The organism is uncultured Caballeronia sp. (genome assembly GCF_964243625.1).
Taxonomy (GTDB): Bacteria; Pseudomonadota; Gammaproteobacteria; order Burkholderiales; family Burkholderiaceae; genus Caballeronia.
This window is the reverse complement of sequence record NZ_CAXTGZ010000146.1, coordinates 1-12,263: the sequence shown is the minus strand read 5'-3', so window position 1 is coordinate 12,263 and position 12,263 is coordinate 1. Positions and strand designations below refer to the sequence as shown.

The 12,263-nt window shown below is 59.4% G+C and carries 9 protein-coding genes and 1 pseudogene; 3 read left to right on the top strand and 7 right to left on the bottom strand.

Features of this window, described 5'->3' with window-relative positions; all coding sequences use genetic code 11:
* Both ACFFAR_RS12475 and ACFFAR_RS12470 read left to right on the top strand, forming a co-directional pair.
* Positions 1 to 454, top strand: a pseudogene (locus ACFFAR_RS12475) (ABC transporter ATP-binding protein); the annotation flags it as partial.
* A complete protein-coding gene (locus ACFFAR_RS12470; RefSeq protein WP_062000721.1) occupies positions 447 to 1,229 on the top strand; it encodes a metal ABC transporter permease in 783 nt (260 codons plus the stop codon). The pseudogene ACFFAR_RS12475 and the gene ACFFAR_RS12470, both read left to right, overlap by 8 nt.
* A gap of 54 nt (positions 1,230 to 1,283) precedes the next feature.
* On the opposite strand, the gene fghA is transcribed toward ACFFAR_RS12470, so the two are convergent.
* Genes fghA through ACFFAR_RS12455 form a run of 3 tightly spaced genes read right to left on the bottom strand, consistent with a single transcriptional unit; the run spans position 1,284 to position 4,526 of the window.
* Positions 1,284 to 2,129, bottom strand: coding sequence for an S-formylglutathione hydrolase (gene fghA / locus ACFFAR_RS12465; protein WP_174362746.1), 846 nt, complete (start codon positions 2,127 to 2,129; stop codon positions 1,284 to 1,286).
* A gap of 11 nt (positions 2,130 to 2,140) precedes the next feature.
* Complete coding sequence (locus ACFFAR_RS12460; protein WP_174362745.1) at positions 2,141 to 3,247, bottom strand: S-(hydroxymethyl)glutathione dehydrogenase/class III alcohol dehydrogenase; 1,107 nt, start codon at positions 3,245 to 3,247, stop codon at positions 2,141 to 2,143.
* A 58-nt stretch (positions 3,248 to 3,305) separates the two neighbouring features.
* Complete coding sequence (locus ACFFAR_RS12455) at positions 3,306 to 4,526, bottom strand: AGE family epimerase/isomerase (protein WP_174362744.1); 1,221 nt, start codon at positions 4,524 to 4,526, stop codon at positions 3,306 to 3,308.
* Positions 4,527 to 4,966: 440 nt separating this feature from the next.
* On the opposite strand from ACFFAR_RS12455, the gene ACFFAR_RS12450 reads away from it, so the two are divergent.
* Complete coding sequence (locus ACFFAR_RS12450; protein WP_061998675.1) at positions 4,967 to 6,340, top strand: nucleobase:cation symporter-2 family protein; 1,374 nt, start codon at positions 4,967 to 4,969, stop codon at positions 6,338 to 6,340.
* Between the two features lie 73 nt (positions 6,341 to 6,413).
* On the opposite strand, the gene ACFFAR_RS12445 is transcribed toward ACFFAR_RS12450, so the two are convergent.
* The 4 genes from ACFFAR_RS12445 to ACFFAR_RS12430 all read right to left on the bottom strand — a co-directional run.
* The gene (locus ACFFAR_RS12445; RefSeq protein WP_174362743.1) at positions 6,414 to 6,707 is read right to left on the bottom strand and encodes a type II toxin-antitoxin system mRNA interferase toxin, RelE/StbE family; all 294 of its coding nucleotides are present in this window, start codon (positions 6,705 to 6,707) and stop codon (positions 6,414 to 6,416) included.
* A complete protein-coding gene (locus tag ACFFAR_RS12440; protein WP_174362742.1) occupies positions 6,694 to 6,936 on the bottom strand; it encodes a type II toxin-antitoxin system prevent-host-death family antitoxin in 243 nt (80 codons plus the stop codon). The genes ACFFAR_RS12445 and ACFFAR_RS12440 overlap by 14 nt, the downstream gene beginning before the upstream one ends.
* Before the next feature lie 553 nt (positions 6,937 to 7,489).
* A complete protein-coding gene (locus ACFFAR_RS12435; RefSeq protein ID WP_174362741.1) occupies positions 7,490 to 9,133 on the bottom strand; it encodes an efflux transporter outer membrane subunit in 1,644 nt (547 codons plus the stop codon).
* 1 nt (position 9,134) lies between these two features.
* On the bottom strand, positions 9,135 to 12,263 hold a 3,129-nt coding region (locus ACFFAR_RS12430), incomplete at its 5' end, for an efflux RND transporter permease subunit (RefSeq protein ID WP_375507943.1).

Genomic DNA, 12,263 nt, shown 5'->3' with positions numbered 1-12,263 from the left:
GCGCTTGCTGCTCGCGCAATGCCTGCTCGGCGACCCGAAACTCCTTCTCCTCGATGAACCGCTGATCAGTCTCGATCCGCGTCACCAGACCGGCGTTGTCGATCTCGTGCGGCGCGTGCAGCGCGAGCTCGGGATTACCGTGCTGTTCTCGGCGCACGAACTCAATCCGCTGCTGAACTCCATTGACCGCGTGCTGTATCTCGGCAATGGCCGCGCGGCGCTCGGCACGATCGATGAAGTCATTACCAAGCCGGTTCTCTCGCAGCTTTATGGATCGCCGATCGACGTGATGCGCGTGAACGGCCGCATCTTCGTCATGGCCGGCGACGTGGAAGTCGACAAGCTCGATCACGCCCACGAAGATGGCCCCGACGGTCATTCGCATTCTCACGACCATGACCATGGTCACGATCACGGTCATCACCACTCCGGAACGCATTCCCACGATGTTTGAATACGAGTTCATGCGCAACGCCTTTGCAGCGTCGGGAATCGTCGCGATACTGGCGGGCATTGTCGGGTACTTTCTGGTGCTGCGCGGTCAGACGTTCGCGGGCCACGCCTTGTCGCACGTGGGTTTCACGGGCGCGACCGGCGCGGTGCTCGTGGGCGTTTCGCCGCTCTGGGGCATGATCGGCTTCACGCTCGTTGCGGGCGTCGGCATGGGCGCGCTGGGCGAAAAGCTCACGGGACGTGATGTTGCCATCGGCGTGATCCTGTCTTTATCGCTGGGATTCGGGTTGCTGTTCCTGCACTTCTTCACCGCGTATGCAAGCCAGGCAACCGCGCTGCTTTTTGGCAACGTGCTTGGGGTGAGTCACGAAACGCTTCTGGTACTGGTTGGACTCGCCGTGGTCAGTCTCGGCGCGTTGGCCGTGATCATGCGGCCGTTGTTGTTCGCGTCGCTGCAGCCGGAGCTGGCTGAGGCCAAAGGGGTATCGCTGCGGCTCGTGTCCGTGCTGTTCCTCGCGATCACGGCGCTGGCAGTGGCGGCATCGACGCAGATCGTAGGCGTGTTGCTCGTGTTCGCTTTGATGGTCGGACCGGCAGCGGCAGCGCAAAACGTGGCGACGCGGTTGTCGACCGGCGTGATGCTCGCGGCCGTTTTCGCGCTGGGACAGGCGTGGGTCGGGCTGACGCTGGCGTATTACACCGACTGGCCAACGAGCTTCTGGATCACGATGCTGTCGGCAGGGGTTTACGGGGTGAGTTTGTTGGGTCGAAAGTAGATCGCAATCACTGCGAGAACGAAAGCGCCCACGGCGCTCCCGTCCAACTTTGCCTCACGCGCACAACGTCCGCGCATGAAACGCCACATGCTCGCCGATAAGCGTCGAGATGAAGTAATACCCGTGGTCATACCCTTCATGCCGGCGCAGCGTCACCGTCTGCCCCGCCACCTTCGCGGCCGCCTCGAAAATCTCCGGATGCAGTTGCGTGGCGAGGAAATTATCGGCAAGACCCTGATCTATCAGGATCCCTGCATCGAACTTCGTCTTCGCGCTTTTCACCAGTTCGCTCGCGTCGTACTGCTTCCACGTTTCCCGATCATCACCCAGATAACCTGAAAACGCCTTCTCGCCCCACGGGCAATGCGAAGGCGCGGCAATCGGCGCGAACGCCGATACCGACTTGTAGATGTCCGGATTCCTCAGCGCCAGAACCAGCGCGCCGTGACCGCCCATCGAGTGGCCGAAGATACCCAGACGATCCTCGCGAACGGGCAACTCGGTCAGCACCGTGGTGCGCAACTCCTGCGTCACATACGAGTACATCCGATAATTGCGCGCCCAGGGTTCCTGCGTGGCATCGACGTAAAACCCCGCACCCACGCCGAAATCCCACGCCGCGCCTTCGTTCGGCACACCCGCGCCGCGCGGGCTGGTATCGGGCCCGATCAGCGCGATGCCATGCTCGCTCGCAAAACGCTGCGCGCCCGCCTTGATCGCAAACGTCTCCTCGGTACACGTGAGACCCGCGAGATAAAACAACGCGGGCACCTTGCCGTGTGCGGCTTGCGGCGGCAGGAAGACAGAGAATCGCATCGGCAAGCCGATGGTTTGCGAGTCGTGCTTATATGTCCGCTGCACGCCGCTAAAGCAGCGATGTTCTTCCACGAGTTCCAGCATCGTTGTCATCCTCAGTACAGAACCACCGAGCGGATCGACTCGCCCTTCTTCATCAGGTCGAAACCTTCGTTGATGCGCTCGAGCGGCAGTGTGTGCGTGATCAGGTCATCGATATTGATCTTGCCTTCCATATACCAGTCGACGATCTTCGGCACATCCGTGCGTCCGCGCGCGCCGCCGAACGCCGAGCCTTTCCATTCGCGGCCGGTCACGAGCTGGAACGGACGCGTCGAGATTTCCTCGCCCGCCGCTGCCACGCCGATGATGAACGACTGTCCCCAGCCCTTGTGCGTGCATTCGAGGGCCTGACGCATCACCTTCGTGTTGCCGATACATTCGAACGAATAATCCGCGCCGCCGTCGGTGAGTTGCACGATGTGATCGACCACGTTCGGCACTTCGTTCGGGTTGATGAAGTGCGTCATGCCAAACTTCTTCGCGAGTTCCACGCGACCCGGATTGATATCGACGCCAATGATCTTGTCGGCGCCCACCATCTTCGCGCCCTGGATCACATTCAAGCCGATACCGCCCAGACCGAACACGACCACATTCGCACCCGCTTCGACCTTCGCCGAATACACGACCGCGCCGACGCCCGTTGTCACGCCACAGCCGATGTAGCAGATCTTGTCGAACGGCGCATCTTCACGTACCTTCGCGACCGCGATTTCCGGCACGACGATGTAGTTCGAGAACGTCGATGTCCCCATGTAATGGAACAGCGGTTTCCCGCCGATGGAAAAACGCGACGTCGCGTCCGGCATCAACCCGCGGCCTTGCGTGGACCGAATGGCCTGGCACAAGTTGGTCTTGCGCGAGAGACAGAATTTGCACTGGCGGCATTCCGGCGTGTAGAGCGGAATGACGTGATCGCCCTTCTTCAAGGTGCCGACACCCGGACCTACATCCACGATCACGCCCGCGCCTTCATGCCCGAGGATCGCCGGAAAAATGCCTTCCGGGTCTGCGCCGGATAACGTGTAATAATCGGTGTGGCAAATGCCTGTTGCTTTCACTTCAATCAGCACTTCGCCGGCGCGCGGCCCTTCAAGATCCACTTCCTCGATGGTCAGCGGCTTTCCGGCTTCCCATGCAATGGCGGCTTTCGTCTTCATGTGTCCGACTCCTTTCGATAATCGATAATCGTTGATTCAGGGATTCTCAGGGCTGCGTTCAAACTACGTTCAGGACTTCGTAGCATGCGCCCATCGTGTGATAGTCGACCTTGCCCGCAGGGCTTTTCTCGTCGCTGTACTTGGTGTTGTCGCGCGCGAGGATCCGGTACCACGCGCCCCACTTATGGTCGACAAAGTGTTCCCAGCTATAAGCCCACAACCGGTCGTAATCATTCCAGTAACGGGTCGCGGCGGCGGCGTCGCCGTCACGCGCCGCGCGCTCGGCAAGCAACGCGGCTGTTGCCAGTGATTCGGCCTGGACCCAGAAATACTTGTCTTCGTCGTAGAACTTGCCTTCCACGTCGAAGCCATAAACCATGCCGCCATGCTCGTGGTCCCACGAGAGTTCGATGGCTTTGTCGAAGAGTTCACGCGCGCGCTTCACATGCCACGCTTCCGGACGATGCCGGTCGAGGATCAGCAAAAGCTTCGCCCATTCCGTCTGATGTCCCGGCTGGAATCCCCACGGACGGAAGATATTCGACTTGTCGCCCTTGTTGTAATCCCAGTCCACCGACCAGTCCGGCTTGTAGTGTTCCCAGACGAGCCCGCCGGCCAGCGCGGCCTGACGGTTGACCATGTTGTCTGCGAGCAGCGCGGCTCGGTCGAGGTAACGCACGTCCTTTGATGCTTCGAATGCGGCGAGCATCGCTTCGCAAGCGTGCATGTTGGCGTTCTGCCCGCGATAGTCCGACACCAACCAATCAGCGCTCGCTTCGTCCTTGTACAGGCCGTGTTCAGCGTCCCAGAAACGCGCTTCCATCAGGTCCCAAGTTTCTTCCAGATAGGCCCGCGCTTCTTCGAATCCGGCTTCGAGCGCCTTCGCATACGCGAGCACGACAAACGCGAGGCCGTAGCAATGATTGGTGCCATCGGTGACCTGTCGGCCATTGAGCGTCCATGCATAACCGCCCGTTGCCGGATTCCGATGAAACTCCCGCAAATATTCGATGCCATGACGCACGCCGCCGCGATATTCATCGAGGCCGAAATGCTTGTAGGCCATTGCGTAGGTGAAAACGAAACGCGTACTCGATACAAGGTGCCGCGTCTTGCGGTCATAGACGGCGCCGTTGTCCTTGTAAAAATGATAGAAACCGCCCGCCGGATCCATGCAATGCGGGTGATAAAACGTCATGGTCCGTAACGCATGGTCGAGCAGGAACTCGCGCGAGCGGAAGTCGGGGAAGGGAGTCTGGGGCTTGGCGGTATCGGACATTTGTATGAGGTCTGCTGATTCTTGAAAAGCTCGTGTTCGTGACTTTGTGTGTGCGGCGTTAGTTTAAGCGCAGGCGTAAAACCCGGTTTTGAAAGCGCCGGGAATGCATGAAAAGGCATGAAAAACCCAGTTGCGACGGGTTTACCCCGTGCCCTCGCCGCACCACCTAAAAACGGACTATGCGTCCCGGCCGATAACCATCATAACCACGCCTCGCATATAAGTGCCCACGTTCGCGCGACGCAAATCGTTCAACGCCCGCCAGCCAACGCTTCGCCGCGCCACGCGCAATGTTAAGCCACTCGGGCCATATCAGCCCGGCTAAGGGGGCCATACGCCAACGTCGACTTGTTCTTGTTTTTTAAGCCACTTACCTTGGATCGCTCAAACAAGACGTCCGGATGGCACGGCGATCAAACTGTATGGAGAGAGACAAAGACATGGCATCAAACCCGGTTCATCCGTGCGACGAACGCTTACCCGCCGCCCAGTTGCTTACATTGGGCATCCAGCATGTACTCGTGATGTATGCGGGCGCCGTCGCCGTACCGCTGATTCTCGGCGCGGCGCTCAAGTTGCCGAAGGACCAGATCGCGTTCCTGATCAGCGCCGATCTGTTCTCATGCGGCGTTGCGACGCTGATCCAGACGCTCGGCCTGTGGATCTTCGGCATCCGCTTGCCGGTCATCATGGGATGCACGTTCGCGGCCGTCGGTCCGATGGTCGCCATCGGCACGAATCCCGGGCTCGGCATTCTCGATATATTCGGCGCGACCATTGCGGCGGGGGTCATCGGGATATTTCTTGCACCGATGATCGGGAAGTTGCTGCGGTTTTTCCCGCCCGTCGTGGTCGGAACGGTGATCGCGGTGATCGGTTTATCGCTGATGGGCGTCGGGATCAACTGGGCAGCCGGCGGTGTGGGAAATCCCGAGTATGGCAATCCGGTGTATCTGCTGCTCGCGTTGGTCGTGCTCGTGCTGATTTTGTTGATCAACAAGTTCGGGCGCGGGTTTATCGCCAACATTTCGGTGCTGCTGGGAATCGTGGCGGGGTTTGCAATCGCGATGTCGCTCGGACGCGTCGACCTGAACGGCGTGACGAGCGCGCCGTGGGTCGGCATCGTGCTGCCGTTTCACTTTGGCTTGCCGCACTTCGACCCGCTGTCCATCGCGACGATGGTCATCGTCATGTTCGTCACGTTCATTGAATCGACGGGCATGTTCCTCGCCGTCGGCGACATGGTCGAGCGCCCTGTCGATCAGGATGCGCTGGTTCGCGGCCTGAGAGTCGATGGCCTTGGTACGTTGATCGGCGGACTTTTTAATTCGTTTCCGCATACATCGTTTTCGCAGAACGTCGGGCTGATCGGCGTGACCGGCGTGAAAAGCCGCTTTGTGTGCGCGACCGGGGGCGTAATTCTGGTGGCGCTCGGGCTCTTTCCGAAGATGGCGCAAGTGGTGGCGTCGGTGCCGCCGTTCGTGCTGGGCGGCGCGGGCATCGTCATGTTCGGGATGGTCGCGGCAAACGGCATCAAGGTGTTGTCGAAGGTCGACTTCGTGAAGAACCATCACAACTTGTTTATCGTGGCGGTGAGTATCGGGATGGGGCTTGTGCCGGTGGTTGCGCCTAAGTTCTTTTCGCAATTGCCGCACGCACTCGAGCCGATTCTGCACAGCGGGATCTTGCTGGCGTCGGTGTCGGCGGTGCTGCTCAATATCGTGTTCAACGGAGTGAAGAAGGAACGCGATGCGACGTGCGCGATCCGGCGAGCAGGGCATGATTTCGATGGGACGGCGAAGGCGGAACGGTGAGAAGCAGTCCGTGAGGCCGTCGAAAAATAAAAGCTGCTCGATGGTTCTTCGAGCAGCTTTCACGTTTATGGCTTTACTGCGGAATGCGACACAAGGCTGCAGCATACACCGCATTTCTCTCTCGTTTTCCGATAGCGATCACCACAACAGTAACCTTGAGATCAACCACTTGGTACACGAGCCGGTACCCGGAAGATGCCAATTTGATCTTGTAGCAATTGGGCATTGTGCTCAGCCGCGCAGACTCAACGTGAGGCTTGAAAAGCCGCTCCGCGAGTTTGCGCTTGAGCTGCTCACGCACGGTATTGTCGAGCTTGTCCCACTCCTTTTTCGCCGATACTAAAAATTCTAGTTCATAGATCTTCAAGTTTCACGCTCACAGCTTTCTCGCCGCGACGCGCCCTAACAATCTCAGCCAGTTCAATATCTTCGAGCCGCTCGCAGATTGCTTCCCATTCGTGCGCCGGGATCAGGTACGCGACAGGCTTGTTTCGATTTAATACAGCGACCGGCCCATCTGCTTGCTCAATTGCGGCCGACGGATTGACCTTGAGTTCGCTGATTCCGATCGAAGTACGTGCAAGGATTAGTTCCATATTGCCTCTGTAACGGCGCATTCGTGCGCCTTGTTCCTTTAGTCATGCAGTCGTTTTAGCACCACGACGTATGCTAACCAGACTAATATTAGGTCATTAAATTGGTCTTTGCAATGACCGATTCAAACCAAGGAACAAGAACGAGGTCGGTCTGCCACGGCCGTTTGCCGTAGCAGACTACCTGCCGCAATTCATCACTGAGCTTGTACAACATATTTCAACCCACGCGCCGCCCTCTGCGCGACATACAGCTCTACGAACCGCTTTTCACCGCAATGCAGGCACGCTTTCACCCCTCGCGTTCTCAACATTTCCTTTTCTATTGTTGAGTTTTGAGAACATGAAGCCGACCCGCAAAACAATCATATCTGCGTCCTTACCAGGTTATGTTGACATTTCGCATAACTATGTAAATTCGCGATGATTATGGCTAAGTCAAACCACGTGCTTCAATACATCAGAACGCTACGTGCCGCAGGAGATACGAACGGGTTGGTGAAAAAAAACCGCAGCCAAGGCTGCGGTTTTTTTTCACACGATCCAACTAACCCACTTATCCCGCCGACCCAACCGCCTTCCCTTCGGCATCAACTTGCGGCTTTGCAACCGGGACCAGATGCTGCACCGGCACCAGCTTCGCCGGTCCTGTGGAAACCGAACCCACGGTCGCACCCGAAGCAGCAGCCGGAGCCGCCGTCGCCGGCGTACCGATATCGCGGTAATCCGGAATCAGATCCGCCGGACGTGGCTGATCGCCTGCGTTCTCGATCCAGCCACCACCCAGCTCGCGATACAAATCCACAAGGTTGGTCGCGCGATCAAGCCGCGCCGATATCAGCAATTGCTGCGCGGTGTACAAATCATCTTGCGCCGTCAGCACCGAGAGATAGCTGTCCACGCCGTTGCGATAACGCAGGTCCGACAATTCCAGACGGCGTGACTGCGACTTCGTGAACGATTCGAGCGCTGTGATCTGCTGATCGTAAGTGCCGCGTGCCGCCAGACCGTCCGCCACTTCGCGGAATGCAGTTTGAATCGCCTTCTCGTAGTTCGCGATTTCGATGCGCTTCTGAATCTGCGCCACGTCGAGATTGGCGATGTTCGTGCCGCCCTCGAAGATCGGAATCGAAATCTGCGGCGCGAACGACCACGCCGCCGAACCCGGCTTGAACAATCCGCCCAGCGACGGCGACAAGGTCCCGAAACTTCCCGTCAGGGAGATTTTCGGGAAGAACGCTGCGCGCGCCGCGCCGATGTTCGCGTTAGCCGCGAGCAACGACTGCTCCGCCGACGCAATGTCCGGACGCCGCGTGAGCAGGTCGGACGGCAAGTCGGCCGGGATATCGGCGAGCAGGTTCTGGCTGTCGAGCGGCAAGCCAGGCGGCAGATCGGCGGGCAACGGCTCGCCTACCAGCAGCACCAGCGCATTCTCGGCCTGCGCCCGCAAACGCATTTGTGACTGCAGGTTGGCGGCAGCCTGTTGCTGAACGCCTTGAGCCTGGCGTACGTCGAGTTCGGAACCTACGCCGTTATCGAACTGCAGCTTCGTGATCCGATACGACTCGTCCGCCGTCTTCAACGTGTTGCGCGTGACGGTGAGCTGGTCGTCGGCCGAAAGCATGGTCAGGTACTGATCGGCGACTTGCGAGACGAGCGAAATTTCCGCCGCCTTGCGAGTCTCAGCCAGCGCGAAGTATTGCGCCAGGGCCTGATCCTTCAGGCTTTGAATCCGCCCGAAGAAGTCGATTTCCCACGATGCATTCACACCCACCGAATACTGGTTCGAAATGGTCTGGTTGAAGAACGACAAATCCTTCGGCGTGCGCTGCTTGGTTTGCGAGCCGACTGCATCGAGTGTCGGAAACAAACCGGCGCGTGTGATCTGGTACTGCGCGCGCGCCGAAGCGACGTTGAGCATGGACACGCGCAGATCACGGTTGTTCTTTAACGCAATTTCGACGATCCGCTGCAAGCGGGCATCGGCGAAAAAATCACGCCAGCCGATATCCACCGCCGGTTTTGCATTGGCCGTGCGGTTGCTTGCATCGCCCGAGGTGGCGGTCGGCTGCTTGTCGTAGACGCCGCCTTGCGGGAACGTCTGGTCGACTGGCGCCGCCGGGCGCACATACTTCGGCGCCATGGTGCAGCCAGCCGCGAAAAGCGCGACCGCTGCCGCTATCAAGGAGTGTTTTAGCATCTCAATTTCCTTCCTTGGCCGGAGCAGGCGTGCCACCGTGTTCGTGATGCGGCGTGCCCTTGTCATGGCTGATCTTGCTGATCACGACAAAGAACATCGGGATCATGAAAATCGCCAGGAAGGTTGCCGTCAACATCCCGCCGATCACGCCCGTACCGATCGCGTGCTGGCTTGCCGAACCCGCGCCGTTACTGATCGCGAGCGGCAGCACGCCGAGAATAAATGCGAGCGACGTCATCAGGATCGGGCGCAACCGCAAGCGCGCCGCTTCCATGGCCGCCTCGACCGTCGTTCGGCCCTGCGAGCGCAAGTCGCGTGCGAATTCCACGATCAAAATTGCGTTCTTCGCCGACAACCCCACCGTAGTCAACAAGCCGACCTGGAAGAACACATCGTTTTCCAGTCCGCGCAAGGTAGCCGCGAGCAACGCGCCCAGAATACCGAGCGGCACGACCATGATCACCGAGAACGGAATCGACCAGCTTTCATACAGCGCCGCGAGACACAAGAACACGACGAGAATCGAGATGCCGTAAAGAATCGGCGCCTGCGAACCCGACTGACGTTCCTGCAGCGACAAGCCCGTCCATTCGTAACCAATACCGGCCGGCAACTTCGCCGCGATGGCCTCGATCGCCGCCATGGCCTGACCCGTCGACTTGCCCGGACCCGCCGCACCCTGGATTTCCACCGCGGAAATACCGTTGTAGCGTTCGAGCTTCGGCGAACCGTAGATCCACTTGCCCGAGCCGAATGCACCGAACGGCACCATGCCACCGGAACTGTTGCGCACATACCAGTCGTTCAGGTCTTCCGGGTTCATGCGGAACGGCGCGTCGCCCTGGATGTATACCTTCTTGATCCGGTTATCGACGTCGAGGAAGTTGTTCACATACGCCGAACCCCACGCAATCGAGAACACATTGTCGATATCCGCCGGCGACACGCCCAGCGCACTCGCCTTCTCACGATCGATGTTCACCTTGAACTGCGGCGTATCGTTCAAGCCGTTCGGACGGACCTGCGCAAGCGTCGGGTCCTTCGCGGCCATGCCGAGCAACATGTTTCGCGCCTGGATCAGTGCGTCGTGACCGAGACCCGAACGATCCTCAAGCTCGAAGTCGAAGCCCGACGCCGTGCCGAGTTCAGGAATCGACGGCGGGTTCACCGGAATCACCATCGCGTCCTTGTACGACGAGAAGTGCCCGAACATGCGCCCGACCAGCGCGCCCACCTTCTGGTCCGCGTGCTGTCGTTGCGCGTAGTCCTTCATCCGCACGAACACGAGACCCGAGTTCTGGCCACGGCCGGCGAAGCTGAAACCGTTCACCGTAAATACGGCTTCGACGATGTCCTTCTGGTCTTTCAGCAGCCAGTCGGTGATATCGGCGAGAACCTTGGCCGTGCGTTCCTGCGTCGAACCTGCCGGCGCCTGGACGATCACGAACATGGTGCCCTGGTCTTCGTCAGGCAGGAACGACTTCGGCAGACGCACGAACAGGAAACCCACCGCCACGATCACCACGAGATAGATGATGAGCCAACGGCCCGAGCGCTTGATCACGTGCTCCACGCCGCTGTGATACTTGTCCTGGCTCTTCGTGAACATCCGGTTGAACCAGCCGAAGAAACCCTTCTTCTCGACGTGATGGTCCTTGTCGATAGGCTTCAGGATCGTCGCGCACAATGCCGGCGTCAGAATCAACGCGGTGAGCACGGACAAGATCATGGCCGCAACAATGGTCAGCGAAAACTGACGATAAATCGCGCCGACGGAACCGCCCGAGAACGCCACCGGCACGAACACCGCCGACAGCACGAGCGCCACGCCGACCAGTGCGCCAGTGATCTGGTCCATGGCCTTGCGGGTCGCCTCCTTCGGAGACAGTCCCTCCTCGGCCATCACCCGCTCGACGTTTTCCACCACCACGATGGCATCGTCCACCAGCAAGCCGATGGCGAGCACCAACCCGAACATGGAGAGCGTGTTGATCGAGAATCCGACCAGTCCCATGACCGCGAACGTGCCCAGCAGCACCACCGGCACGGCGATCGTCGGGATCAGCGTGGCGCGAAGGTTCTGCAGGAACAGGTACATGACCAGGAACACCAGCACGATACCTTCGATCAGCGTCTTGACCACTTCTTCAATGGACAGCTTCACGAACGGCGTGGTGTCGTACGGATACTTCACGACGAGACCCGGCGGGAAATACTTCGACAGATCGTCGATTTTCGCGCGCACCAGTTTTGCCGTATTCAGCGCGTTGGCGCCCGTGGCAAGCTGGATACCGAAGCCGGCGGTCGGCTGACCGTTGTACTTCGTGTCGAAGTTGTAGTTCTCGCCGCCCAGCTCGATGCGCGCGACGTCCTTGATGCGCACTTGCGAGCCATCCGCGTTGACCTTCAGCAGGATGTTGCCGAACTGCTCGGGCGTTTGCAGCAGCGTGGCTTCCGTAATGGTCGCCTGCAGCATTTGGCCCGGCACCGCCGGCGTGCCGCCGAGACCGCCGCCCGCAACCTGCACGTTCTGGTTGGATACGGCGTTTTTGACATCGATTGGTGTTAGCTGGAAGTTGTTGAGCTTGGTTGCGTCCAGCCATATTCGCATGGCGAACTGCGAGCCGAACAGCGTGACCGTACCCACCCCGTCGATACGACTGACCGGATCCTGGATCTTCGACGCCACATAGTTCGCCAGGTCGTAACGGCCCATGCTGCCGTCGGTCGACACGAACGCCATCACCACCAGGAAGCTGCTGCTCGACTTCGTCACTTTCGTGCCGAGCTGCTGTACGGCCTGCGGCAAGAGCGGCGTTGCGAGCTGCAACTTGTTCTGCACCTGAACCTGAGCAATGTCAGGGTTGGTGCCGGCGGCGAACGTCAGCGTGATGGTGGCCGTGCCGGAGTCATCGCTGGTCGACGACAGGTACAGCAAGTGATCGAGGCCGCTCATCTGCTGCTCGATCACCTGCGTCACCGTGTTTTCGACCGTGATAGCCGAAGCACCCGGATACGTGGCGCTGATCTGAATGGCCGGCGGCGCGATGGTCGGATACTGCGCGACCGGCAACGTGAAGATCGACGCGATCCCCGACAGCATCAGAATAATGGCGATCACCCACGCAAA